The 22,406-nt window shown below is 63.5% G+C and carries 26 protein-coding genes and 1 tRNA gene; 17 read left to right on the forward strand and 10 right to left on the reverse strand.

Annotation, left to right across the window (positions count from 1 at the left end; all coding sequences use genetic code 11):
* Positions 1 to 13 precede the first annotated feature (13 nt).
* Entirely contained in the window at positions 14 to 433 is a 420-nt protein-coding gene (locus tag ACGYK2_RS01710; RefSeq protein ID WP_067265902.1) for a Fur family transcriptional regulator, read from the forward strand.
* Positions 430 to 1,128 carry an NYN domain-containing protein gene (locus ACGYK2_RS01715; RefSeq protein WP_209217720.1) on the forward strand — a complete coding sequence of 233 codons (699 nt, stop codon included), beginning with the start codon at positions 430 to 432 and terminating at the stop codon, positions 1,126 to 1,128. The genes ACGYK2_RS01710 and ACGYK2_RS01715 overlap by 4 nt, the downstream gene beginning before the upstream one ends.
* A 7-nt stretch (positions 1,129 to 1,135) precedes the next feature.
* Here the strand turns inward: ACGYK2_RS01715 and ACGYK2_RS01720 are convergent, their stop codons facing one another.
* The gene (locus ACGYK2_RS01720) at positions 1,136 to 2,197 is read right to left on the reverse strand and encodes an AbrB family transcriptional regulator (RefSeq protein ID WP_271687187.1); all 1,062 of its coding nucleotides are present in this window, start codon (positions 2,195 to 2,197) and stop codon (positions 1,136 to 1,138) included.
* Positions 2,198 to 2,327: 130 nt separating this feature from the next.
* On the opposite strand from ACGYK2_RS01720, the gene ACGYK2_RS01725 reads away from it, so the two are divergent.
* From ACGYK2_RS01725 to ACGYK2_RS01735, 3 genes are read left to right on the forward strand one after another with little or no spacing between them, the layout of a single operon-like run.
* Positions 2,328 to 3,230 carry a DMT family transporter gene (locus tag ACGYK2_RS01725; RefSeq protein ID WP_271687185.1) on the forward strand — a complete coding sequence of 301 codons (903 nt, stop codon included), beginning with the start codon at positions 2,328 to 2,330 and terminating at the stop codon, positions 3,228 to 3,230.
* Positions 3,231 to 3,263: 33 nt separating this feature from the next.
* Entirely contained in the window at positions 3,264 to 4,541 is a 1,278-nt protein-coding gene (eno, locus tag ACGYK2_RS01730; RefSeq protein WP_209217717.1) for a phosphopyruvate hydratase, read from the forward strand.
* Positions 4,541 to 5,077 carry a GNAT family N-acetyltransferase gene (locus ACGYK2_RS01735; protein ID WP_271687183.1) on the forward strand — a complete coding sequence of 179 codons (537 nt, stop codon included), beginning with the start codon at positions 4,541 to 4,543 and terminating at the stop codon, positions 5,075 to 5,077. Before eno ends, ACGYK2_RS01735 begins: the two co-directional genes overlap by 1 nt.
* Positions 5,078 to 5,126: 49 nt before the next feature.
* Here ACGYK2_RS01735 and ACGYK2_RS01740 read toward each other — a convergent pair whose 3' ends face one another.
* Both ACGYK2_RS01740 and ACGYK2_RS01745 read right to left on the reverse strand, forming a co-directional pair.
* A complete protein-coding gene (locus ACGYK2_RS01740) occupies positions 5,127 to 5,807 on the reverse strand; it encodes a hypothetical protein (protein WP_271687182.1) in 681 nt (226 codons plus the stop codon).
* A 233-nt stretch (positions 5,808 to 6,040) separates the two neighbouring features.
* Positions 6,041 to 7,168, reverse strand: coding sequence for an anhydro-N-acetylmuramic acid kinase (locus tag ACGYK2_RS01745; protein WP_271687181.1), 1,128 nt, complete (start codon positions 7,166 to 7,168; stop codon positions 6,041 to 6,043).
* A gap of 66 nt (positions 7,169 to 7,234) precedes the next feature.
* Between ACGYK2_RS01745 and tyrS the strand changes: the two genes are divergently transcribed.
* From tyrS to ACGYK2_RS01765, 4 genes are all read left to right on the forward strand, one after another.
* Positions 7,235 to 8,485, forward strand: coding sequence for a tyrosine--tRNA ligase (tyrS, locus tag ACGYK2_RS01750; protein WP_271687179.1), 1,251 nt, complete (start codon positions 7,235 to 7,237; stop codon positions 8,483 to 8,485).
* Positions 8,486 to 8,620: 135 nt separating this feature from the next.
* Complete coding sequence (locus tag ACGYK2_RS01755) at positions 8,621 to 9,376, forward strand: 3-hydroxyacyl-CoA dehydrogenase (RefSeq protein WP_271687178.1); 756 nt, start codon at positions 8,621 to 8,623, stop codon at positions 9,374 to 9,376.
* On the forward strand, positions 9,376 to 9,537 hold the full coding sequence (locus tag ACGYK2_RS01760; protein WP_271687177.1) for a hypothetical protein: 162 nt from the start codon (positions 9,376 to 9,378) through the stop codon (positions 9,535 to 9,537). Before ACGYK2_RS01755 ends, ACGYK2_RS01760 begins: the two co-directional genes overlap by 1 nt.
* 18 nt (positions 9,538 to 9,555) lie before the next feature.
* Positions 9,556 to 9,987, forward strand: a complete 432-nt coding sequence (locus tag ACGYK2_RS01765) for a hypothetical protein (RefSeq protein WP_271687176.1) — start codon at positions 9,556 to 9,558, stop codon at positions 9,985 to 9,987.
* On the opposite strand, the gene ACGYK2_RS01770 is transcribed toward ACGYK2_RS01765, so the two are convergent.
* The 3 genes from ACGYK2_RS01770 to ACGYK2_RS01780 all read right to left on the reverse strand — a co-directional run bounded on the left by ACGYK2_RS01770 (position 9,984) and on the right by ACGYK2_RS01780 (position 13,097).
* Positions 9,984 to 11,795, reverse strand: coding sequence for an ABC-F family ATP-binding cassette domain-containing protein (locus ACGYK2_RS01770; RefSeq protein WP_271687175.1), 1,812 nt, complete (start codon positions 11,793 to 11,795; stop codon positions 9,984 to 9,986). The genes ACGYK2_RS01765 and ACGYK2_RS01770 overlap by 4 nt on opposite strands.
* A gap of 55 nt (positions 11,796 to 11,850) precedes the next feature.
* On the reverse strand, positions 11,851 to 12,570 hold the full coding sequence (locus ACGYK2_RS01775; protein WP_271687174.1) for a GNAT family N-acetyltransferase: 720 nt from the start codon (positions 12,568 to 12,570) through the stop codon (positions 11,851 to 11,853).
* Between the two features lie 62 nt (positions 12,571 to 12,632).
* Positions 12,633 to 13,097, reverse strand: a complete 465-nt coding sequence (locus ACGYK2_RS01780) for an outer membrane protein assembly factor BamE (protein WP_067265877.1) — start codon at positions 13,095 to 13,097, stop codon at positions 12,633 to 12,635.
* A gap of 90 nt (positions 13,098 to 13,187) precedes the next feature.
* Between ACGYK2_RS01780 and ACGYK2_RS01785 the strand changes: the two genes are divergently transcribed.
* The 8 genes from ACGYK2_RS01785 to ACGYK2_RS01820 all read left to right on the forward strand — a co-directional run bounded on the left by ACGYK2_RS01785 (position 13,188) and on the right by ACGYK2_RS01820 (position 18,871).
* Positions 13,188 to 13,739: a DUF177 domain-containing protein gene (locus ACGYK2_RS01785; RefSeq protein ID WP_271689965.1), complete on the forward strand. Its 552-nt coding sequence runs from the start codon at positions 13,188 to 13,190 to the stop codon at positions 13,737 to 13,739.
* A gap of 200 nt (positions 13,740 to 13,939) precedes the next feature.
* The gene (gene rpmF, locus ACGYK2_RS01790; RefSeq protein WP_067265873.1) at positions 13,940 to 14,146 is read left to right on the forward strand and encodes a 50S ribosomal protein L32; all 207 of its coding nucleotides are present in this window, start codon (positions 13,940 to 13,942) and stop codon (positions 14,144 to 14,146) included.
* Between the two features lie 50 nt (positions 14,147 to 14,196).
* On the forward strand, positions 14,197 to 15,273 hold the full coding sequence (plsX, locus tag ACGYK2_RS01795) for a phosphate acyltransferase PlsX (RefSeq protein WP_271687173.1): 1,077 nt from the start codon (positions 14,197 to 14,199) through the stop codon (positions 15,271 to 15,273).
* Positions 15,270 to 16,241, forward strand: a complete 972-nt coding sequence (locus ACGYK2_RS01800; RefSeq protein ID WP_271687172.1) for a beta-ketoacyl-ACP synthase III — start codon at positions 15,270 to 15,272, stop codon at positions 16,239 to 16,241. The genes plsX and ACGYK2_RS01800 overlap by 4 nt, the downstream gene beginning before the upstream one ends.
* 109 nt (positions 16,242 to 16,350) lie before the next feature.
* Positions 16,351 to 16,653 carry an integration host factor subunit alpha gene (ihfA, locus tag ACGYK2_RS01805; RefSeq protein WP_067265868.1) on the forward strand — a complete coding sequence of 101 codons (303 nt, stop codon included), beginning with the start codon at positions 16,351 to 16,353 and terminating at the stop codon, positions 16,651 to 16,653.
* A gap of 3 nt (positions 16,654 to 16,656) precedes the next feature.
* A complete protein-coding gene (locus ACGYK2_RS01810) occupies positions 16,657 to 17,571 on the forward strand; it encodes a MerR family transcriptional regulator (protein WP_271687171.1) in 915 nt (304 codons plus the stop codon).
* A gap of 67 nt (positions 17,572 to 17,638) precedes the next feature.
* A tRNA-Pro gene (locus tag ACGYK2_RS01815) sits at positions 17,639 to 17,715 on the forward strand.
* Positions 17,716 to 17,794: 79 nt separating this feature from the next.
* Positions 17,795 to 18,871, forward strand: a complete 1,077-nt coding sequence (locus ACGYK2_RS01820) for a 2'-deoxycytidine 5'-triphosphate deaminase (RefSeq protein ID WP_271689964.1) — start codon at positions 17,795 to 17,797, stop codon at positions 18,869 to 18,871.
* Positions 18,872 to 18,885: 14 nt separating this feature from the next.
* On the opposite strand, the gene scpB is transcribed toward ACGYK2_RS01820, so the two are convergent.
* Genes scpB through ACGYK2_RS01840 form a run of 4 tightly spaced genes read right to left on the reverse strand, consistent with a single transcriptional unit; the run spans position 18,886 to position 22,350 of the window.
* Entirely contained in the window at positions 18,886 to 19,542 is a 657-nt protein-coding gene (gene scpB / locus ACGYK2_RS01825; RefSeq protein ID WP_067265864.1) for an SMC-Scp complex subunit ScpB, read from the reverse strand.
* A gap of 3 nt (positions 19,543 to 19,545) precedes the next feature.
* Positions 19,546 to 20,340, reverse strand: coding sequence for a ScpA family protein (locus ACGYK2_RS01830; protein ID WP_271687170.1), 795 nt, complete (start codon positions 20,338 to 20,340; stop codon positions 19,546 to 19,548).
* Positions 20,333 to 21,340 (reverse strand): beta-N-acetylhexosaminidase, encoded by a 1,008-nt coding sequence (nagZ, locus tag ACGYK2_RS01835; protein ID WP_271687169.1) that lies wholly within the window; start codon positions 21,338 to 21,340, stop codon positions 20,333 to 20,335. Before nagZ ends, ACGYK2_RS01830 begins: the two co-directional genes overlap by 8 nt.
* Entirely contained in the window at positions 21,340 to 22,350 is a 1,011-nt protein-coding gene (locus ACGYK2_RS01840) for an SPOR domain-containing protein (RefSeq protein ID WP_271687168.1), read from the reverse strand. The genes nagZ and ACGYK2_RS01840 overlap by 1 nt, the downstream gene beginning before the upstream one ends.
* Positions 22,351 to 22,406 lie beyond the last annotated feature (56 nt).

A 22,406-nucleotide genomic window follows, 5' to 3' on the forward strand; every position in this document is an offset into this window, starting at 1 on the left:
GAAGGGCGAGACGATGCGCAACCCGATCATCAAACGCTGCGAGGCGATGGGCCTGCGCATGACAGGTCAACGCCGGGTCATCGCTCAGGTGATTCACGACAGCGAAGACCACCCCGATGCCGAAGAGATCCTGACCCGCGCCAGCGTGATCGACAGCGGCATCTCCATCGCCACGGTCTACCGCACGGTGAAGCTGTTTGAGGAAGCGGGCATCCTCGACAAGTTGGAGTTCGGCGATGGCCGGGCGCGTTACGAAGATGCACAGCGGGCGCATCACGATCACCTTATCGACGTGAACTCGGGCGAGGTGATCGAATTCGTCGATGCGGAAATCGAAGAGCTTCAGGAACGGATCGCGCGCAAGCTGGGTTACAAATTACAGGGCCACCGGATGGAACTCTACGGTGTGCCGATCAAGAAGGATGACCCATGACAGAACGTGACCGCCCTTTGCTGGCCGTGTTGATCGACGCCGATAACGTGCCCGCAAAACATGCCGCAGCCATCATGCGGGAGGTCACGACGATTGGGGAGCCTGCCCTGCGACGGGTCTATGGCGATTGGTCGAATGACCACCTCAAGGGCTGGAAAGCGCCGATCCGCGAGTTGGGTTTGGTGGCGCATCAGGAAACCGCGAACACCAAGGGCAAGAACGCCAGCGACATCGGGCTGGTCATTCAGGCGATGGACATCCTGCACAGCCGCCGCTTCGATATTATCGTGATCGTTTCCTCCGACAGCGATTTCACCGCGCTGGTGAACCGCCTGCGCGAAGATGGGGTGACCGTTATCGGCATTGGCGAGAAGAAGACCCACGATTCGCTGCGCAATGTCTACAACCGCTTCATCCTGATCGAAAACCTCGACGAGGTAGAGCCCGACACCCCCTCGCGGGCCAAGGCCAAGGTGGGCGATGCCCTGCCCCTGTTCAAAGCCGCGATGGACAAGATCGACACCGAAGACGATTGGTATAACCTCGGCCAGATCGGCCAGACCATTCAGGCAGCGCATCCCGATTTCGACAGCCGTACCTATGGTCATGGCAAGCTGAGCGCCTTGGCCGCCGACCTCAAAGCCTTGGAAACGCGGAAGGACGGCAACCGCTTGATGGTCCGCCTAAAAAGCTAACGCCGGATCACTCGGCGGCGCGCTGCTCTTGCTTCGCGACGCGGGCGAGCATGGCCGGCAGCAGTACGCTCAGCACCACCAGACGCATGATGTGGCAGGCGGCGACAAAGCCCGGCACCACCGCCAGCACCGCGCCAAGGGCGATCATCGTCTCCAGCCCGCCGGGTGCGAAGGCCACCAGCACATGCCCCAGCGGCATGCCAAGCGCCCAGGCCACCGGAACGGCGCCAAGTCCCGCCAGCCCCACCGCAACGCCCGTGATCGCCAGCCCCGCGCCAAGCCCGCTTGCCAGACGCGCAGGCGTGATGCCGGAAAACCGCGTACCGATGAGGCTGCCGAGCACGAGATAGGCGACAAGGGTCAGCCAGCCCGGCAGAACGCCAGTCTCTAGCCCAGTCAGATGCGCGATGGACGAGACCACCATCGCCCCCATCAAAAGCGGCGCGGGCACGGAAAGACGGGCAAAGATCATTCCCACGACGACGGAGACGCCGATCATCACGAGGATCGACAGCAGGCTCATCCCCGCCCCCGCGGGGGCGATATTGCCGGTCATGTCGACGCCCATCAGAAGGGCGGCGAAAGGCACGACGATGGTCAGCGCCAAAAGCCGGACCGACTGCGTGATCGAAATGCGCGGCATGTCCGACCCGCTGTCGCTGGCAATCGCCATGACGAAACTCAGATGTCCGGGGGCCGAGGCCAGAAGCGCGGAACGTGCGTCAAAGCCAAAATACCGCGCGAGCATCCAACGGCAAAGCGCCATGATTCCCCAAATCACCCCGGTCATAAAGACAAAGGCCAGTGGCCAGCGCAGCATGGCGTTCACCGCATCTTGGTTGAACCCTGCCCCCACGGCGATGCCCAGCACGACGAAACAGGCATCCCGCAGCCGCGGATCGACCGCCGTGCGCACCCCCATCAGGCCTAAGACACTCACCGCGATCACCGGGCCAAGCAACATATAGACCGGCGCATTCAGCCACCAGAACAGCAGCGCACCAAAGCCCCCGGCCGCAAGGGTCAGCACTGTGTCGCGCGGGGCGAGCGAGGGGATCGGCCATCTCATGCGGTAGGGCTAGCACTCCGGTAGAGCCTGCGCCAGTGGCACACGCATGACGCGCATCGCGCGCCCTTGCCCTTTCGTCGCAAAAGGTTCATGGGCGACTGGCAATACCACGGGATGAAGGGGCGTGATCATGGACAATCTGCGCGGCGCGATGCTGATGGTGCTGGCCATGGCCGGTTTCGCGGTCGAGGACATGTTCGTCAAACTGACGAGCGATGCGCTCCCCGTCGGCCAGATCATCGCGCTTTTGGGCGCGGGCGGCGGGGCGATCTTTGCCGTGACCCTGCGCATTCAGGGAAAGCGCCTGTTCTCTGCCGATATGCTGACCCAGCCGATCCTGCTGCGTGCCGTGGGCGAAGTGCTGGGCACGCTTTGTTTCGTCACCGCCATCGTGCTGACGCCGCTCTCTTCGGCCTCAGCTATTTTGCAGGCGACCCCTCTGGCCGTCACCCTCGGTGCGGCGCTGTTCCTTGGCGAGCCGGTCGGCTGGCGCCGCTGGAGCGCGATCATCGTGGGCTTCCTTGGCGTGCTCTTGATCGTGCGCCCGGGGCTGGAGGGGTTCAACGCGCTGTCGCTTTTCGCCGTGGCCGGTGTCATCGGCCTCGCCTTGCGGGACTTGGCGACGCGCAAAGTTCCCAAAAGCATCAGCTCCATGCAGCTTAGCTTTCTGGCCTTTATCGTCTTGGTCCCCGCAGGGCTGATCCTGATGCTGGCCGCAGGCACGCCCGCCGCCATGCCCGGCGGGGCCGAGGTGCTCTATCTCGCCGGGGCGATGGTGATCGGGGTGCTGGCCTATTACGCCATCGTCGCCGCCATGCGTGTGGGCGAGGTGAGCTTTGTCACCCCCTTCCGCTATACCCGCATGCTCTTTGCGCTGGTGGCGGGGATCGTGGTTTTCGACGAATCCCCCGACACGCTGACGCTGGTCGGGGCCGCGATCATCATCGCCTCGGGGGTCTATACCCTGCTGCGCGAACGCAAAATCACCCCCCGGCCCCGCCGCGGTCTTTCCAAGCCGGGCCTGCCGGGGTAAACCGCCACAAACCCGAACATGAGGACAAAGCCCATGAGCACGATCATCGACATCCACGCCCGCGAAATCCTCGACAGCCGGGGCAACCCGACGGTCGAAGTCGACGTTATCCTCGAAGACGGCACCATGGGCCGCGCCGCTGTCCCCTCCGGTGCCTCGACCGGTGCCTATGAGGCGAACGAGCGGCGCGATGGCGACAAGTCGCGCTATCTGGGCAAAGGCGTGCTCGAAGCCTGCGCCGCCGTTAATGGCGAGATTGCCGAGGCGCTCGTGGGGGTCGAGGCGACGGAACAGGTCGAGATCGACGAGATGATGATCGAACTCGACGGGACCGAGAACAAATCCCGCCTCGGCGCCAATGCGATCTTGGGCGTGTCGATGGCCGCGGCCAAGGCGGCGGCGGACTACTGCGCGCAACCGCTCTACCGCTACATCGGCGGCACCACCGCCCGCGTTCTGCCGGTGCCGATGATGAACATCATCAACGGCGGCGAACATGCCGACAACCCGATCGACATTCAGGAATTCATGATCATGCCGGTCGCCGCGGAAAACATCCGCGAAGCCGTGCGCATGGGGGCCGAGGTGTTCCACACGCTGAAGAAAGAGCTTTCCGCCGCTGGCCTGTCGACCGGGATCGGCGACGAGGGCGGCTTTGCCCCCAACATCAACTCCTCGCGCGATGCGCTTGATTTTATTCTGAAGTCCATTGAAAAAGCGGGCTACAAACCGGGCGAAGACATGTATCTCGCCCTCGATTGCGCGGCGACGGAATACTACAAAGACGGCAAATATGTCCTCTCCGGCGAAGGCAAAACCCTGTCGAGCGCAGAGAACGCCGACTACCTCGCGGCGCTGGTGAACGACTACCCGATCATCTCCATCGAAGACGGCATGGCCGAAGACGATTGGGACGGTTGGAAGGCACTGACCGACCTCTTGGGCGGCAAGGTCCAACTGGTGGGCGATGACCTTTTCGTCACCAACCCTGCGCGTCTGAGCGATGGCATCCAGCGCGGCGCGGCGAACTCCATGCTGGTCAAGGTCAACCAGATCGGCACCCTGACCGAGACCCTCAAAGCCGTGGATATCGCGCATCGCGCGGGCTACACCAACGTCATGTCGCACCGCTCGGGCGAGACCGAAGATGCCACGATTGCCGACCTTGCAGTCGCCACCAACTGCGGCCAGATCAAAACCGGCTCGCTGGCGCGTTCTGACAGACTGGCGAAGTACAACCAGTTGATCCGTATCGAAGAAATGCTGGGCGAGACCGCTCAATACGCGGGCCGCTCGATCCTGCGCGGCTGATGTCGGACCTCACCATCCGCCCTGTCACCACCGCTGCGGACCTCGCGGCGGTGGTGGACCTCTGCTGGGCCTATCGCGACTTTCTCTATCACTTCGGCCCGACCGAACAGCGGATCGTCGAGACTTTCTACCCCCAAGACAAATACAGCGCCCTGATGGCACGCCTGGCCGAGGAACACGCCCGCCCGCGCGGCATCATCCTCTTGGCCGAGCGGGGTGGCATCCCCCTGGGCTGCGGCATGTCCCATGCGCTGACCGAGACGGAGAGCGAGATCAAACGCGTCTTCGTCGCCGACGCGGCCCGTGGCACCGGGGCGGGCCGGGCGATCTGTCAGCGCCTTGTCGATCAGGCGCGGGAAGATGGGTTCGAGAAGGTCTATCTTGATACCTCCGTGGGCTTTGCCCCTGCCCGCGCGCTTTATCGCTCGCTTGGGTTTGTTGAGCGCGGGCCCTATCAACCGATGCCGGATTTCACGCGGGATGCGATCTGTTTCTTTGAGATGCCGCTAAGGGATGTGGCTGCGCCAGCCGAATAACGCAAACGGGGCGGCCAGATTGCCGCCCCGTTTTTCATTGCCGCGCGGTTTACCCGGCGAAGAGTTGTAGGAACTTCTGCTTCGAATACCCCAGCTTCAGCGCCCCACGGTCCGACAGGCGCGGCGCGATGCGCATGCGGATGATGTCCCGGTCCGTATCGAGCGCCGCGTTGAGGCGCAGCACCGCGTCGACCTTGCCGTTTGGCCCCGGGGCGACCTCTTCGATCATGCCGACCAAGACACTGTCTTTGCTCCAGACCGGCGCGCCGATGAGGGTCGCGATGTTGATCGGCCTTGGGGTGGTGGCACTGTTGTCGCCGCCGGTGATCGCCCGGCCTGCGGTCGCCGTGGGGGTACTATCGGGGTCATCCGTCCCGCTGTGCCCGCTGCCCCCGCCGACCGAGACGCCAGCCCCGGCCCCCAGACCGTCACCGCCGCCCACCGAAGCGCCGACGCCTGCGTTCACACCGTCGCCCCCACCGACCGAAGCACCAACTCCGGCCCCGATGCCATCACTGCCGCCGACCGAAGCGCCAACTCCGGCCCCGATGCCGTCACTGCCGCCAACCGAAGCACCGACACCGACATCCGCGCCCCCATGGTCGCCATGGCCCCCGACGCTGACCCCAACCCCGAGGCCGATTTCGGCCTGCGCTGCGGGTGCGAGCATGAGCGTCACTGCCGTAACGGCGAGGCTGTTTTTGAAAGCACCTGTGTGAAAGATAGTCATAGCGAATCTCCTTCTCTAAGCCGGTCGAATGCCTTCGACCCTTGGCCCCCACAGGGAACCTACGCGGGAAGTCGCAACGATGTTTCAAGAAAATTGCGCTGTAGGTGTATTTTTCGCAACTTTGTTAGCAAGTTGGCGTTCTTGCCGATATGACGGCATAGCGGCTGCACGCTGGGGCCTTAAAATCCTTCTCCGGCACCTTTCCGTCAAAGTTAGGCAACGCCCCGGCCACCTCACTCCCGGCTGACGGTGCCCCCGCCCACGGCGGCGCGGACGCCTGTCGTGCCGGGGCACGAGGTGGGCAGCCCGCGCGCCACGCGTACTGCCAGATAGGCAAAGGCCTGCGCCTCCAGCATATCGCCATCGAGCCCGATCTCCTCCACCGGGGTGACGGGGCAATCGAGGCTGACATCCAACATCCGCATCAGCACCGGATTATGCCGCCCGCCGCCCGTCACATAGACGCGTTCGGGCGGGGCTGGGCAATGCTGCATCGCCTCGGCCACGCCAGCGGCGCACATGGCGGTGAGGGTGGCGCAGGCATCGGCATCGGAGAGCTCACCCACAAGGGCCACCATCTCGGCAAAATCATTACGGTCGAGGGATTTGGGCGGCATGCGTGCGAAATAGGGCTCGGCCAGAAATAGTTCCAAGGCGCCCTGCTCCACCCTGCCCCGCGCGGCCAGCTTGCCGCCTTCGTCATAGTCTTGGCCAAGGCGGGTCTGCATCAAATCATTGATCGGCGCATTGGCGGGGCCGGTGTCAAAGGCCAGCAGCGCGCCGTCCTCCTCCGGGCGGGCCACGCGCGGGTCGACCCACGTGAGGTTGCCCACGCCGCCAAGGTTGAGGAAGGCCACCGGCCCTTTTTGCCCGGCGTAGCGCGCGCAGGCGTGGTGAAAGAAGGGGGCGAGCGGTGCACCCTCGCCGCCCAGTTCAACATCGGCGCTGCGGAAATCCCAGACCACGGGCAGGCCAATCTCTCGCGCCAGCAGCGCCCCGTCTCCGACTTGCAGGGTGCCCTGCATGCGTGGGGCATGGGCGAGTGTTTGGCCGTGAAAACCGATGAGGTCGACCTCAGGCGCATATTTCAGCAGGTCGGCCAAAAGCGCCAGATGCGCGGCCTCCACCGCCTTGGCGGCTTCCTCAACCTCGGCCCCGTGCCACTTGCCGAAGCCCGCGGCGATCACGCGCCGCTCTTCGGCGGCATAGCTGCGGTAGCCGCTTTGGCCAAAGCTGGCGATGTCATGCCCATCGGTGCGCAAAATCGCGGCGTCCACCCCATCCAAAGAGGTGCCCGACATCATTCCCAAAGCCGTCACCACTTCGGTTCCGGCATCTTGCCTGTGCTTGGCCCTATTCATGGCCTTTTCCTTTGCCGCTCGTGCGCATATAGATTGCCCCGCAATACAGTTTTGAGGCAAGTCACCATGACATACCATCCCAAATCGGAGTTCATCCACACGATGATGCAGCGCGGCTTTCTGGCCGATTGCACCGATTATCAGGGGTTGGACGAAGCCCTGCTGAAAGGCGCGGCCCCGGCCTATGTAGGCTATGACGCCACGGCCAAATCGCTGCACGTGGGGCATCTGGTCAATATCATGATGCTGCGCTGGCTGCAGAAATGCGGCGGCAAGCCTATCACCCTGATGGGCGGCGGCACGACAAAGGTGGGCGATCCGTCCTTCCGGTCGGATGAACGCCCGCTGCTGACGCCCGAGGCGATCGACGACAATATCGAAGGCATCCGCCAGGTCTTTGCCCAATACCTCGATTACGGCGAGGGCGAGAATGGCGCCTTGATGCTGAACAACGCGGAATGGCTCGACGGGTTGAACTACCTCGATTTCCTGCGCGACATCGGGCGGCATTTCTCGATTAACCGGATGCTGAGCTTTGAGAGCGTGAAGTCCCGTTTGGACCGCGAGCAGTCGCTGTCTTTCCTTGAGTTCAACTACATGATTCTCCAAGCCTATGACTTCATGGAGCTGCACCGCCGCTATGGCTGCATTCTTCAGATGGGCGGGTCGGATCAATGGGGCAATATCGTCAACGGCATCGACCTGACGCGCCGGGTGATCGATGGGGAGGTTTACGGCCTAACGTCACCGCTCTTGACCACCAGCGACGGCAAGAAGATGGGCAAATCGGCGGGCGGTGCGGTCTGGCTCAATGGCGATATGCTGAGCCCTTATGAGTTCTGGCAGTTCTGGCGCAATTGCACCGATGCCGATGTGGGCCGTTTCCTCAAGCTCTATACCGAGCTGCCGGTCGATGAATGCGACCGTCTGGGCGCGCTGGCGGGGTCCGAGATCAACGAGGCGAAGGTGCGTCTGGCCAATGAGGTCACTGGCCTCCTCCACGGGGAAGAGGCCGCCCGCAACGCCGAAGCCACCGCGCGCGAAGTTTTTGAAAAAGGCGGTGTGGGCGATGACCTGCCCACCCTGACCCTGTCGGCGGCTGATGTGGGCGATGGGGTTTCCATCGTTCAATTGCTGGTGAAGTCGGGCCTTGCCGGCTCTGGCAAAGAGGCCAAGCGCCTGATTGCCGAGAACGGCGCACGGATCGACGACAAGCCGCTGACCGATGCGGGCATGATGCTGGATGCGGGCGCGTTGTCCTCTCCGGTCAAACTCAGCGCGGGCAAGAAGCGCCACGCGCTGGTGCAGGTCGGCTAATCTCTCACGGGGCGGGCTTCGGTCTGCCCCGTCTTCCCCACTCCCGCCGCCCTACAGCCGCCGCAACGGCATCCCTTGCATGGGGTGAGACTTCGTGCTGAACTGAACAAGTGTTCATATCGGGGGGGAGCCATCATGAAACTAGACAGTACAGCCGCCATCATCACCGGGGGCGCCTCGGGGCTTGGCGAAGCCACGGCGCGCTATTTTGCGTCGCAGGGCGCGCAGGTCACCCTGTTGGACCGTGACGCCACCCGGGGCGAAGCCATCGCGAAAGAGATCGGCGGCCACTACGTCCTAACCGATGTAACGGATGAGACCTCGGTGCAGGAAGCGGTGGACTATGCCCAAGAAAAGATGGGCTGGATCACCGCGGCGGTGAATTGCGCGGGCATCGCACTTGGGATCAAAACCACGGGGCGCGACGGGCCGCATCCGCTGGACGCCTTTCAACGCACCATCGACATCAACCTCGTCGGCAGTTTCAACGTGGCGCGGCTGGCGGCGGTGGCCATGGCCAAGAACACCCCCGAAGACGACGGCGCGCGCGGGGTAATCATCAATACCGCCTCCATCGCAGCCTTCGACGGGCAGAAGGGCCAAGCCGCCTATGCTGCCTCCAAGGGCGGGATCGCGGGCATGACCCTGCCGATGGCGCGGGATCTGGCCAAGGAAGGGATTCGCGTGATGACCATCGCGCCGGGCATCTTCAAAACGCCGATGCTGGCCGGGCTGCCGGAAGAGGTGCAGGCCGAATTGGCCAAGGATGTGCCCAACCCGCCGCGCCTTGGCGATCCTGCGGAATACGGGCGGCTGGCCGGGTTCATCGTCGAAATGGGCTATCTTAATGGTGAGGTGATCCGCCTCGACGGTGCGCTCAGGATGCGCTGATGCCGCTGCAAAACCGCGTCCAACCGGATGGGGAGATCATCGCCCACCCGGCGCGGGGCAGCTTCATGGGCAACCGTGGCATCCTGCATGACGATCACGGACTGCACCTCAAACGCCGTTGGGCGCATCAGAATTGGGTCTGTTGTCGGCTCAGTTTCTAGGGGCGTCGCCGCAAGCTGATGGCGCCGCGCCATTACACCGAGCTGTTCTTTCTTGACGAGGCCGTGGCCTTTGCCGCCGGTCACCGCCCTTGCGCGGAATGCCGTGCTGCGGATTATCGACGGTTTCGCGCGTGTTGCGACCTCCCCGGCCCCGCCGCGGATTTTGACCGTCAGTTGCACGCCGAACGGGCCGTGCCGCGCGTTTTTCGTCAGCGCCGCCATGGGGATGTAGAAGCGCAGGACCTGCCCGACGGCAGTTTCGCCTTGGATCGCGATGGCCAGAGCGGCATGCTTCTCGGCGATGCCCTTCACCCCTATGCGCCGGAGGGCTACGGGGCTGTGCAGCGACGCCCGCAGGGCCGCGTCACCCTGCTCACCCCGCCGAGCATCGTCGCGGCATTCCGCAACGGTTACCGCCCGCAGATCGCTTTGGCAGAAGCGCGGGGTTAGCCCTGCGCTTTCTCCTCAAGCGCCATCCACTCTTCTTCGGCGTTAGAGAGCTTTTCATGCCGCTGCACCAGCGCATCGGTGGCTTTTTGAAACTTCACCGGCTCACGGGTGAAAAGCTCCGCATCGCTAAGCAGTTCTTCGAGCTTGCCAATCTCGGCCTCCAACCGCTCGATCTCAGCAGGCAAGGCTTCGAGCCGGTGCTTTTCGGTAAAGCTGAGCCCGCCCGCGGATTGCTTTTTCTCCGCTTTCGGCTCGGGTTTGCTCGGCTTGGGTTTAACCACGCTTTGGGCGAAATCATCCTGCCCGCGCTGTGCCAGATAATCGGACCAGCCGCCCGCATAGACCGTGGCGCGGCCATCCCCCTCCATTGCGATGGTGGTCGCCGCCACCCGGTCGAGGAAGTCACGGTCGTGGCTGACCAGCAGCACGGTGCCGTCATAGGTGCCCAAGAGTTCCTGCATGAGGTCGAGCGTCTCAACGTCGAGATCGTTCGTCGGCTCGTCGAGCACCAAAAGGTTCGAGGAGCGCGCCATGATCTTGGCCAAGAGCAGCCGTGCCTTTTCGCCGCCCGAAAGCGAGCGGACCGGCGCGCGGGCCTGTGCCTCGTCAAAAAGGAATTCCTTGAGGTAGCCGACCACATGTTTCGGCTGACCCCGCACCAGCACCTGATCGGCCTTGCCCGAGACGCGCATTTCAGGATCGCCGGTGAGGCTGTCCCAAAGGGTCATGTCCCCGTCAAGCTGCGCGCGCGCTTGATCGAACAGCGCGAGTTCCAGATTGGTGCCCAGTTTGATCTCACCCGCGTCGGGTTCTTCTTTGCCGATCAGCATGTTCAGAAGCGTGGTCTTGCCCACGCCGTTTGGCCCCACCAGCGCAATCCGGTCGCCGCGCTGCACGGTGATCGAGAAGTCGCGCAGGATCTGTTTGTCACCGAATTTCTTGGCGATGCCGCTCGCTTCGATCACCTTGCGGCCTGACTTCGGCCCAGCCTCCAGCGCCATGGCCGCGGTGCCTTGCCGTTTGATCTGCGCCGAGCGTTCGGCGCGCAACTCCTGAAGCGCGCGCACGCGGCCCTGATTGCGCTTGCGCCGGGCCGAGATCCCCTCGACCGCCCAACGCGCCTCGGCCTTGATCTTCCGGTTCAGCTTGTGGCGCTGCATGTCCTCTTCTTCCCAGACCTGATCGCGCCATGCCTCAAACCCTTCAAAGCCGATGTCCTGACGGCGCACGGTGCCGCGGTCGACCCAGAGGGTCGCGCGGGTCAGCTCGCGCAGGAAGGCGCGGTCGTGGCTGATGATGACAAAGGCGGTGCGGGTGCCCTTTAGCTCGGATTCGAGCCATGCGATGGCTTCGATGTCGAGGTGGTTGGTCGGCTCGTCCAGCAGCATCAGTTCCGGCTCTTCGGCCATCAGCCGCGCAAGTGCCGCGCGGCGACGCTCCCCGCCCGATGCGGTGGCCACAGGGCGTGCGGGGTCAAACTTCAACCCCTCGCCAGCGCGCTCCACCTTATACATCTCACCCGGATCGAGCCCATGGGCCGCGAAGTCGCCAAGCGTCTCGAAGCCCGAGAGGTCCGGCTCCTGCTCCATATAGCCGACCGAGACGCCGGGCCCGGCCACAACCGCCCCGCTGTCGGGCTCTACCAGCCCGGCCATGACCTTCATCAGCGTCGATTTGCCCGAGCCGTTGCGGCCCACCAAGGCCAACCGATCGCCGGTCTGAACCACGAGGGAGAGGTCTTCGAAAACAGGATCGCCACCAAAGGTCAGCGAAATGTCGGTGAGTTGTAAAAGGGGTGCGCGTGCCATGCCTGCCAGCTATCTTTCGGCGCGGGCAAGGTCAATGTCCAAAGGCGGTGCGGCTTCAGGCCAGCGCCCGCAAAAGCCGCGCGCGGTTGGGCGGGATCCCGGCGATCTCCAGCCCGGTGAAGACATGCAGCGTGCCCATTTGCCGGTCGATCACGGCGTGGTCGCTGACCCAACCGCCCATCGCCAGATAGCTGCGCAGCAGCGGCGGGATTTGCTGGCGCGCGCGCCGGGGATCGGGGCTGTGGCGGTGCCGGGCATAGAGGTGGACCTCAGCTGCCCTGACGCGGGGGCGCCATTCCGCGGGGGCAAGATGCTGTTGTTTCAACAGGGCAAAGGCATCGCGGTAGCGGGTCGGATCGGTGCCCGTGAAAGAGGAACAGCCAAACAATAGCGCCGCCCCGCTGCCATCGACTTCCCGCGCCAACTGCCCCCAAGCGAGGCGCTGAATGTCGGGGTCTTGCCATTCTGGGTGGATACAAAAGCGGCCCAGTTCCAGCATGGCGCCTTGCGTACGCCCCAGACGGCTCAGATCGTAAAACTGTGCGGCATAGCTCTGGGCCAGCTCCGCGCCCTGAAACAGGGTCAGGCGAAAGCAGCAGACCAATGTGCCGCTGTCGCGATCCTCTATCAGAAAATGCCGTGCTGCCGCGTCGAATGCATCACGGTCGACGGTCCCGGTCTGAAAACACTGCGTCCGCAGCGTGTGCGCCCGGGTGATGTCCCCGGGCGTGAGGGCTTCGCGCGTCAGATATCGGCCCGGGGGCGCTTGGGTCATCTGCGAGGTCGCCTTCGCTTATCCGCGGCCCTGCCCCGCTGCCGGGGCATGGCAAGGGGAACTTAGCTGCCGAAGGCCGACGGGCTGAAGCGGCCGAGGTTGCCCAGAAGCTGGCGCAGGAAGGTGTTGTCGGCCACAGGCGATGTCGTCACGCGGCGCGACAGCGGCACAACCTGCCCGCGTTCAAGCCCGAAGCGTTCGACATTCGACACCACACCGGCCTCGTTGAAACTGACGGTCACCACCTCACGCTCGATCTCTTTCGGGGCCATGAAGCCAAGAGCGCGTTTGCGCATTTTAACGTAATAGTAACTATCATCGCTCAAAACACCCGAAACCGTGGGCACACCGATCTTCTGCGCGACGCTTTCCTTGGTATCGCTGCCCACAACGACCTGCTCAAGCTGGTCTTGCGGCGGCACATAGCCGTGGTTCTCATACTGCGGGCTACAGGCGGTCAGAAGCAGTGCAAGTCCCATACCCGCGATCCGGAGGTGCGTCTTGCCGGTCTGTTTGGTTTTGCGCATTTGGTCTGCCCTCTTGCCCTGACGGATTATGGCTTTTATTTCGCATACACCAAGGCACCCCAAGTGTACAAGAAACGAAAGTCGGATCTCATGTCGCGCAAATCACCTACGCCAACCGCTCTTCGGGTCGCGGACCTGTCCCAGACGGAGCCAAACGCGTTCGCGCTGCGCCCTGAGGCGGAAGCGCTGGCGCAGATCGCCGAGGAACTTGATCTCTCGGCCCTGCGCAAACTTAGCTTTTCGGGCAGCATCAAACCGCTCGGCAAACAGGACTGGCAGCTTGACGGGAAACTGGGCGCGACCGTGGTGCAGCCATGCGTCGTCACGCTTGAGCCAGTGACCACGCGGATCGACGCCGATATTGCCCGCCGCTTCATCCATGATTTCGAACTCCCCGACGAAGAGGAGGTCGAAATGCCCGAGGACGATACGACAGAGCCTTTGGGTCAATGGATCGACCCCGCGCAGGTCATGATCGAGGCGCTGGCGCTGGAAGTGCCGGAATATCCCCGCAAGGGCGACGCCGAACTGGGCCAGATGGTCCATGCCGAACCGGGGCAGAAGCCAATGACGGACGAAGACGCGCGGCCCTTTGCGGGGTTGGGCGCGCTGCGCGATGCGCTGAAGAAAGACGAAACCTAAGGAAACAAGCGGAAAACCGCGGAAATTCGCGCTTGCATCGCGCCGGTTTCGCGTTATTTTGCCGCCCTCACCCGAATTAAGGTTGGACATTGCGCGGCTGCGGCCCTAAAGCGTCGTCACGCCCGAAACGGGGTCCGAATTGAAACACGGTTGCGGCCTGCTTTGCCAAGTCAGCAACCCCGAAGGCAAAGGCACCAGACATGGCTGTCCAACAGAATAAAGTATCCAAATCCCGCCGCAACAACCGCCGCGCCCACGATTCGCTCTCTGCGGCGAACCCGAACGAATGTTCGAACTGCGGTGAGCTGAAGCGCCCCCACCACATCTGCGCGGCTTGCGGTCACTATGACGACGCCGAAGTTGTCGCCCTGACCGAAGAAGTGGACTTGGAAGACGACGCAGCATAAGCTGCGGTAGTTTTTAAGGTTTTCTCTTAGGCAGTGAGGCATTCGCACTGATGACGGCCCAGCCCGATCACCCCAACGCGAAAGCCGGACACACCCTGATCTCGGTCGACGCGATGGGGGGTGACGAAGGCCCGGCAGCAGTTGTTGCCGGGTGTGCGCTTTCTGCGACAGCAAATCCCGATATCGGTTTTATCCTGCATGGTCCCCGTGATCAGTTGGAGCCTTTGATCGCCAAACGTGGTGAGTTGTCGGACCGCTGCGAGATACGTCACGCCACGGATGTCGTCACGATGGACGACAAGCCCAGCCAAGTCGTGCGCACCGGCAAAGACAGTTCCATGTGGTCTGCCATCGAATCCGTGCGGAGCGGAGAGGCGGCTGTGGCTGTCTCTTGCGGCAATACCGGCGCGCTGATGGCGATGTCGATGATACGGCTGCGAAAATTGCCGGGCGTGAATCGCCCTGCGATTGCCGTGCTCTACCCCTCTTCCAACCCGCAGGGCTTCAACGTGATGCTCGACGTGGGCGCCGATGTGCGCGCCGACGCCGATGATCTGTTACGTTTCGCGCTGATGGGCACCTCCTACGCCCGCAACGGTATGGATTTGCAGCGCCCCCGCGTGGGGCTGCTGAATGTCGGCACCGAAGAGCATAAGGGCCGCACCGAACTCAAAGAAGCCTATGATTTGATTCGCGCCCAAGGTGATGCCACCGGGTTTGAATTCGTCGGTTTCGTTGAGGGGGGCGATATCTCGGGCAACCGCGCCGATGTTATCGTGACCGATGGTTTTACCGGCAATGTCGCGATCAAAACCGGCGAAGGCACGGCCAGCATGATTGGCGACAGGCTGCGCGAAGCATTCAAATACTCACCCCTGTCGCGGCTCGCCTCGCTGCTGGCCTATACCTCTCTGCGCCGTCTCAGCAAAAAGATCGACCCGCGCCGTGTGAACGGCGGCGTCTTTCTGGGTCTGAACGGCACGGTGGTGAAATCGCACGGCTCCGCCGATGCGACCGGCATCTCCGCTGCGATCAAACTCGCCGCGCAGTTGTCGCAGAATAAATTCAATGACAAGCTAGCCGCTCGCGTCGCCGCGACGCTGCCAGCTGAGGAGTCCGTCAAATGAGCCTGCGCGCCGTTGTCACTGGTTGTGGCCACTACCTGCCCGCCCGTGTCGTGGAAAATGCCGAATTTGAAGCGACCCTCGACACGAATGACGAATGGATCCGCTCGCGCTCGGGCATTGAACGCCGCCACTTCGCCGCCGAAGGTGAAACGACCTCTTCCATGGCCAGCGCCGCCGCACGCAAGGCGCTCGAAGACGCGGGGCGCGATGTCTCCGATGTTGACGCGATCGTCGTGGCCACCTCCACCCCCGACCTGACCTTCCCGTCGGCGGCAACCATGGTGCAAGCCGAATTGGGCATGACCAATGGTTTCGCCTTTGACGTGCAAGCGGTCTGCGCGGGCTTTGTCTATGCGCTGGCCAACGCCAATGCGCTTATCGTTTCCGGTCAGGCGCGCAACGTGCTGGTGATCGGGGCCGAGACCTTTAGCCGCATCATGGACTGGACCGACCGGTCGACCTGTGTGCTTTTTGGCGACGGCGCGGGCGCGCTGCTGCTTGAGGCGCAAGAAGGGCAAGGCACGCCAGAGGATCGTGGGATCCTCGCGACTGACCTGAATTCCGATGGGCGCTACCGCGAGTTGCTCTACGTCGATGGCGGCGTCAGCACCGGCACGACAGGCTATCTGCGGATGCAGGGCAATCAGGTGTTTCGCCACGCGGTTGAAAAGCTGGCCGCCACGGCCAATACCGCCATGGAGCGTGCCGGCGTCAGCGCCGAAGACGTCGATTGGATCGTGCCGCATCAGGCCAACATCCGCATCATCCAAGGCACCGCGAAGAAACTGAACCTGCCGATGGCGCGCGTTGTCGTGACCGTACAGGACCACGGCAACACCTCTGCCGCCTCGATCCCGCTGGCGCTGTCGGTGGGCCGTGAGCGTGGTCAGATCAACAAGGGCGATCTGATCGTCACCGAAGCCATTGGCGGCGGTCTGGCTTGGGGCTCTGTTGTCCTGCGCTGGTAAGTCCCTGAGCTAACGCGGAAAATCTCTGCCGAATCGTGCTCGATCCGGGCATTGATGTTGACTCTAAAAATCTGAGCAGCATATGCTATTGGAAAGCATGGGGGATATAATGCCGAACAAGACATTGACGCGCATGGATTTAAGCGAAGCTGTATTTCGTGAGGTCGGTCTGTCTCGCAATGAGAGTGCTCAGCTGGTCGAAGCCGTGCTTGAGCATATGTCCGACGCTCTGGTCGACGGGGAACAGGTCAAGATTTCCTCTTTCGGCACTTTTTCGGTACGCGACAAGACCGCGCGTGTGGGCCGCAATCCGAAAACCGGCGAAGAGGTTCCGATCAACCCGCGCCGGGTGCTGACCTTCCGCCCCTCGCATCTGATGAAAGACCGGGTTGCCGAAGGCAACAAGTCCTGACCCATGGTCAAATCGCCGGACGCTTTTCGCACCATCTCCGAAGTCGCTGACTGGCTCGGTATCCAGGCCCATGTTCTGCGGTTTTGGGAGAGTAAGTTCACCCAAGTGAAACCCATAAAACGGGCGGGCGGGCGGCGCTATTACCGCCCCGCCGATATGCTGCTGCTTGGTGGGATCAAGAAACTGCTGCATGACGATGGGCTGACCATCAAAGGCGTTCAGAAGATCTTGCGTGAGGAAGGGATGACCCATGTCTCCTCCCTCTCCGCCCCGCTTGATGAGTTGGATTTCGTGGAGCCGCGCCCTGCGCCGAAGCCCGACATTATCCGGCCCGAGACCGGAGTGGTTCTGAACTTCGGCGCGAAGACGGAAGCGCGCGGGGATGAAGTGAGCGCTGAGACGGTTGAGACGGTCCACACGCGGCAGGAGAACACGGCGGAGGTAGAAGAAACCGCCCCTGCGGTAGCACAGCGCCCCTCGCCCATGCCGCCCGCCGACGATCACCCACGGGCCACGCCCGATCCGCTGGCACCCTCTGACAGCAACACGCCCGACGCGCCGCAACTCCCTGCGTCCGAAGCTGAGCCCGAAGAGGAACCTGCATCAGAGACCGGCCTGCCCGAGTTCCTCAAGCGCCCACTGGCGGCTGAGCCGGAGGAGACCGCAGAGGTTTCACGCGCCCCTGCCGAAGCCGAGGCGGAAGACCCCGAAGACGACACGCCGAAACCCGCGATCATCGACCTTCCCGATTTCACCCCAGAAGCCGATTTTCCCGCCCGTCCGGGGCTGCTCAGCGTAGGTGCGCGTGTCCATCGCCTGCCCCGTGACGTGCAACCGCAGGTCGCCGGTCTGTTGTTGGATTTGGCTGAATTGCGCGCGCGCATGGCCGCAGAAGCCGGCGCGGAAACAAATTTCTAATCGCGATGAAAAGATTGGCAATTCCCTCTTGCACCCCCTGCGAGATCGGGTATGAAGCCCACGTAGTCGGGCTATGGCGCAGCCTGGTAGCGCGTCCGTCTGGGGGACGGAAGGTCGCAGGTTCGAGTCCTGCTAGCCCGACCAACCGACTACAACAAAACGCCCGCGCCGGTAACGCGCGGGCGTTTGTCATTTAAGAAGGCCGCGCCCGATGCCCAATGCGATGAACGGGGTGCTCCCCAACCAGCAGATTGCAGCGATGATCGAAAGCGGCGCCATTGCCGCCGATCCCGCGGTCACCTCTGCCCAGATCCAGCCCGCCAGTCTTGACCTCCGCCTCGGCAGCGTCGCCTATCGCGTCCGCGCGTCTTTCCTTGCCGGGCATGGGGCCAAGGTCTCGGATCGTCTAGCGGAATTTGAGATGCACCGCGTCGACCTCAGCGAAGGGGCCGTACTGGAAAAGGGTTGTGTCTATGTGGTGCCACTGATGGAGCAGTTGGCGCTGCCCGAGGGTGTCTCTGCCGTGGCGAATGCCAAAAGCTCCACCGGGCGGCTTGACCTGCTGACCCGCACCATCACCGATGGTGGCACCGAATTCGACCGCATTGCGCCGGGCTACACTGGCCCGCTCTACGCCGAGATCTGCCCGCGCTCTTTCTCGGTGCTGGTGCGGCCCGGGATGCGGCTCAATCAGATTCGTTTCGGCAGCGGGGATGCGACCCTCGACGACGACGCGCTGCGCGCGCTGCACGATAAGACACCGCTCGTTGACGGGACCGCCGTGATCGATGAGGGCTTGGGCTTCTCCGTCGATCTACGGCTGCCCGGCACCAGCCTCGTCGGTTACCGCGCGAAGCCGCATGCCGGGGTGATCGACCTCGACAAGATTGGCCATTACGATCCCGCCGCCTATTGGGAAGAGGTGCATAGCACCAACGGTCAAATCATCCTCGACCCCGGCGCCTTCTATATCCTCGTCAGCCGCGAAGCGGTGACGATCCCGCCTGCCTATGCCGCTGAAATGGCACCCTATTTGGCGATGGTCGGAGAGTTCCGCGTGCATTACGCGGGCTTCTTCGATCCGGGCTTTGGCCATGCCGAGGCAGGCGGCGCAGGCTCACGCGGGGTGTTGGAGGTGCGCTGTCACGAGGCGCCCTTCGTGCTGGAGCATGGGCAAGTCGTGGGCCGTTTGGTCTATGAGCATATGGCGCAGATCCCCAGCCAGCTTTACGGCGCCGACATCGCGTCGAACTACCAAGGTCAGGGGCTGAAACTGTCGAAGCATTTCCGCTCCGCGTAAAGACGCGGCGCCGGTCAATCCTCGAACAGCTCGCTCTGCCCTTCGGTCGCTTCCGGCTCGTCCTCGCCATCGCCCACGGTGGGCAACAGACCGGCGGGCGGACGGTTCTCCAACAACCCGGCAGAGCGCAGCTCTTTCAGCCCCGGCAGGTCCCGCGCGCTTTCCAAACCGAAGTGATCCAAAAACTCCTGCGTGACGACAAAGGTTACTGGACGGCCCGGGGTCATCTTGCGGCGGCCAAAGCGGATCCACTCCATCTCAAGCAACTGATCCACCGTGCCCCGCGACACCGATACGCCGCGAATCTCTTCGATCTCGGCGCGGGTGACGGGCTGGTGATAGGCGATGATCGCCAAAGTCTCGATCGCCGCGCGGCTGAGCTTACGGGTCTCGACCGTTTCCTTATGCATCAGGAAACCAAGGTCGGGCGCGGTGCGAAAGGCATAGGCATCGCCAACTTTCATCACCTGCACGCCGCGCCCCTGATACCGGTGCCGCAGGAAGGCCATCGCCTCGCCCACGTCTGAGCCGCGCGGCAAACGCTCTTCGAGTTCGCGCAGGGTGATCGGCTCGGAACTGGCGAAAAGCACGGCTTCGATCATACGCTCCTGCTCGGCGAGCGAGGGCGCGTCGAACAGTTTCTTTTCTTTGGTTTCAATCTCTTCCGACACGCATCAATCCTTCTTGCGCAGTTGGATGGGGGCGAAAATCTCTTTTTGCCGGATCTCCATATGCCCCTCTTTGACCAGTTGCAAAGAGGCGGCAAAGGTCGCCGCCGTGGCCGAGCGGCGGCGTTCTGGGTCGCTCTCCCAGCCCTCGGGCAGGTAGCTGTTCAGATCGCCCCAATCGCCCGCATAGCCGATCAGCCCGCGCATGCGGTCCAGCGCCTCTTCCATGGTGAAGACCTTGTCGCGGTCCATCACGAAGGGGCGGAAATCCTCACGCGTGCGGGTGCGCGCATAGCCCTGCATCAGGTCCAACAGGGTCGCGGTATAAGTGACCTTTTTGACGCTGGTGATCTCTTGGGTCTGGCCGCGGGCAAAGAAGTCCCGGCCAAGCTGATCCCGCGCCATCAGACGCGCGGCGGCGTCGCGCATGGCTTGCAAACGTTCCAGTTGGAAGGCCAGATGCGCGGCCATTTCCTCGCCCGATGGGCCCTCTTCGGTCGGGTCCGGGGGCAGCAGAAGACGCGACTTCAGGAAAGCCAACCACGCCGCCATGACGAGGTAATCCGCCGCCAGTTCCAGCCGCAGCTCCTTGGCACGCTCAACAAAAGCCAGATACTGCCGCGCCAGTTGCAGCACCGAGATCTTGCGCAGATCGACCTTTTGCGTCCGGCTCAGCGACAGCAGCAGATCAAGCGGCCCTTCATAGCCTTCGACATCGATGATGAAGGCTTCGGCGGCCAGCCGGTCGGCCACGGTGCTGCCAGCCCCGGCCCGGTCTTCCTGAAATGTCGTGTCAGCCATGCAATATCCCGCCCAGAAGCGTCTCAAGCTGGGCGCTGAGGGCGTCGATGTCAACGTCATCGGGGGTTTGCCGCGCATCCATCGCGCGCAGGGCGCGGGTCTGGGCGGCGGGGGTCATCTCGCCCGCGGCTTCGGCCACGGCGCGGCGCTCTTCGAGCGGCCCGTTGCAGAAAAGTGCCACGTCACAGCCCGCCGCGATGGCGGCGCGGGTGCTTTCCGCCGGGGTCATTTGCAGCGCTTTCATCGAAATGTCGTCGGTCATCACGAGGTTGTCGAAGCCGATCTCTTCGCGGATCAGCCGCATCACCTCGGGCGACAGGGTCGCCGGGGCATTGTCCAGCGCGTCATAGACCAGATGCGCGGTCATCCCCATCGGCAGGTCGCGGAGGCTGCGGAAGGGGGCGAAATCGACCGCTTCCAGATCGATCCGGCGGGCCGCTACCCGGGGCAGATCGTGGTGGCTGTCAAGCGTCGCGCGGCCATGGCCCGGCATGTGCTTCATCACCGGCAAGACCCCTCCGGCCAGCAGCGCATCCGCCACGGCGCGGCCAATCTCGGCCACCTGCCCCGGCGTTTCACCGTAGCAGCGATTGCGCAGAAAACGGTGGGTGTCCGGCCCGGCCACATCGATCAGTGGCGCGCAATTGCTGTCGATCCCGACACTGTGCAGCTCATGGGCGATGATCCGGTACATCAAGTGGAAGGCTTGGCGCGCTTGATCGCCGGCGCGGGCGGCGATGTCCATCGGCGGCATCCAATCCCGCCATTGGGGCGCGCGCATGCGTTGCACGCGGCCGCCCTCTTGGTCGATGGTGATGACGGCATCATGCCCCGCCGCCTCGCGCATCTCTTCGCAGAGCGCGCGGAGCTGGTCGGGGCTGTCGATGTTGCGGGCGAATAGGATAAAGCCAAAGGGCCGCACGTCCCGAAAGAACGCCTTTTCCTCGACGCTGAGCCGATGGCCCGTCGCGTCGAGGATCGTGGCCCCGAAGGGGGGCATCAGCGCATCACCACCGGGATGCAATCCGCGTTTTCGGCCACGAGGGCCGAGCAGAAGCGGCGCGCATCGGCGATGTCGTTAAAGCCCATGGCGCGCAGGCGGTAGAATACCCGCCCGCCGCTGGTGGCCTTTTGCACGACGCGGCTCTTGCCTTCGAGATAGGCACCGAAACGGCCCTGCAAACGGTCCCATTGTTCGCGCGCCACCTCGGGGCTGTCAAAGGCGCCAAGCTGGGCCATGCGGGTGCCAGCGGGCAGCGATGCGGGATCGACTTCTTGGGTGGCCGCGGCCACTGGATTAGGTTGCACGGCGGCGGGTGTCACAATGGCACCGCCCGCCGGGCGGCGGCGCGGGCGCAGGGAGTTGCGCACGCCGGGCGCGTTCAGCACGGCCTTGACCACCTTGGGCTGCACGGATGTATCGGCCAGCGCCATCGCCACGGCGGCATCGACAGGATCGCCAGCGGCGGCCTCCTCACCGGTGAGCGGTGCCACGCCATTGGTCAATTGCGCCACGAGGTCTTGCACATTGCCCGAGCGGATCGCTTCGGAGGCGTCGATCAGGTCGCCGTCATCCTCACGCGCCACGGCTGGCGTCGCCGTACCCTGTGTCTTCGCGGCAACCATTGCCACTTTGACAGGCTGGTCTTCGTCTTGCAATTCGATCTGGCGCGGCGCGAGACGCAGCTCATCCGCCGGGCGCCCGGCGCTGCCTTCGGCGGCGACCACATTGACCGAAAGCCCCTGATGACGGGCCAATTCACCGCCCGGCTCTTCGGGGCGCACGCGCATCTCGCCTTCGATCGCGCGGACCACCGGGATGCCGGTCACGTCGCGGACAAGCAGTTTGTAGCCCCAGACACCGATTCCCGCCACAAGCGCCAAGGAAACCACCGCGCCCGCAATATTTGTGAGCGTTGTCAGGGTCTTGGGCGCGCTGCCCACTGCGTAGCTATGCGCGGAATCGGGCGCATAGCCCGCCGTCGTCGGGGAAGACGTGAAATCTGCCATCTCTGCCTCTTTGCCCGGCGTGATACATCGCCACGCGGGTCTGGTCATGGGGTTGC

The organism is Sulfitobacter sp. 1A10359 (assembly GCF_043558145.1).
Lineage (GTDB): Bacteria > Pseudomonadota > Alphaproteobacteria > Rhodobacterales > Rhodobacteraceae > Sulfitobacter > Sulfitobacter faviae.

Bases quoted from the DNA above. Each gene is read 5' to 3' on its own strand.
- ACGYK2_RS01710 (WP_067265902.1), top strand. From the start codon at position 14: ATGCGCAACCCGATCATCAAACGCTGCGAGGCGATGGGCCTGCGCATG.
- ACGYK2_RS01715 (WP_209217720.1), top strand. From the start codon at position 430: ATGACAGAACGTGACCGCCCTTTGCTGGCCGTGTTGATCGACGCCGAT.
- ACGYK2_RS01720 (WP_271687187.1), bottom strand. From the start codon at position 2,197: ATGAGATGGCCGATCCCCTCGCTCGCCCCGCGCGACACAGTGCTGACC.
- ACGYK2_RS01725 (WP_271687185.1), top strand. From the start codon at position 2,328: ATGGACAATCTGCGCGGCGCGATGCTGATGGTGCTGGCCATGGCCGGT.
- eno (WP_209217717.1), top strand. From the start codon at position 3,264: ATGAGCACGATCATCGACATCCACGCCCGCGAAATCCTCGACAGCCGG.
- ACGYK2_RS01735 (WP_271687183.1), top strand. From the start codon at position 4,541: ATGTCGGACCTCACCATCCGCCCTGTCACCACCGCTGCGGACCTCGCG.
- ACGYK2_RS01740 (WP_271687182.1), bottom strand. From the start codon at position 5,807: ATGACTATCTTTCACACAGGTGCTTTCAAAAACAGCCTCGCCGTTACG.
- ACGYK2_RS01745 (WP_271687181.1), bottom strand. From the start codon at position 7,168: ATGAATAGGGCCAAGCACAGGCAAGATGCCGGAACCGAAGTGGTGACG.
- tyrS (WP_271687179.1), top strand. From the start codon at position 7,235: ATGACATACCATCCCAAATCGGAGTTCATCCACACGATGATGCAGCGC.
- ACGYK2_RS01755 (WP_271687178.1), top strand. From the start codon at position 8,621: ATGAAACTAGACAGTACAGCCGCCATCATCACCGGGGGCGCCTCGGGG.
- ACGYK2_RS01760 (WP_271687177.1), top strand. From the start codon at position 9,376: ATGCCGCTGCAAAACCGCGTCCAACCGGATGGGGAGATCATCGCCCAC.
- ACGYK2_RS01765 (WP_271687176.1), top strand. From the start codon at position 9,556: ATGGCGCCGCGCCATTACACCGAGCTGTTCTTTCTTGACGAGGCCGTG.
- ACGYK2_RS01770 (WP_271687175.1), bottom strand. From the start codon at position 11,795: ATGGCACGCGCACCCCTTTTACAACTCACCGACATTTCGCTGACCTTT.
- ACGYK2_RS01775 (WP_271687174.1), bottom strand. From the start codon at position 12,570: ATGACCCAAGCGCCCCCGGGCCGATATCTGACGCGCGAAGCCCTCACG.
- ACGYK2_RS01780 (WP_067265877.1), bottom strand. From the start codon at position 13,097: ATGCGCAAAACCAAACAGACCGGCAAGACGCACCTCCGGATCGCGGGT.
- ACGYK2_RS01785 (WP_271689965.1), top strand. From the start codon at position 13,188: ATGTCGCGCAAATCACCTACGCCAACCGCTCTTCGGGTCGCGGACCTG.
- rpmF (WP_067265873.1), top strand. From the start codon at position 13,940: ATGGCTGTCCAACAGAATAAAGTATCCAAATCCCGCCGCAACAACCGC.
- plsX (WP_271687173.1), top strand. From the start codon at position 14,197: ATGACGGCCCAGCCCGATCACCCCAACGCGAAAGCCGGACACACCCTG.
- ACGYK2_RS01800 (WP_271687172.1), top strand. From the start codon at position 15,270: ATGAGCCTGCGCGCCGTTGTCACTGGTTGTGGCCACTACCTGCCCGCC.
- ihfA (WP_067265868.1), top strand. From the start codon at position 16,351: ATGCCGAACAAGACATTGACGCGCATGGATTTAAGCGAAGCTGTATTT.
- ACGYK2_RS01810 (WP_271687171.1), top strand. From the start codon at position 16,657: ATGGTCAAATCGCCGGACGCTTTTCGCACCATCTCCGAAGTCGCTGAC.
- ACGYK2_RS01820 (WP_271689964.1), top strand. From the start codon at position 17,795: ATGAACGGGGTGCTCCCCAACCAGCAGATTGCAGCGATGATCGAAAGC.
- ACGYK2_RS01830 (WP_271687170.1), bottom strand. From the start codon at position 20,340: ATGGCTGACACGACATTTCAGGAAGACCGGGCCGGGGCTGGCAGCACC.
- nagZ (WP_271687169.1), bottom strand. From the start codon at position 21,340: ATGCCCCCCTTCGGGGCCACGATCCTCGACGCGACGGGCCATCGGCTC.
- ACGYK2_RS01840 (WP_271687168.1), bottom strand. From the start codon at position 22,350: ATGGCAGATTTCACGTCTTCCCCGACGACGGCGGGCTATGCGCCCGAT.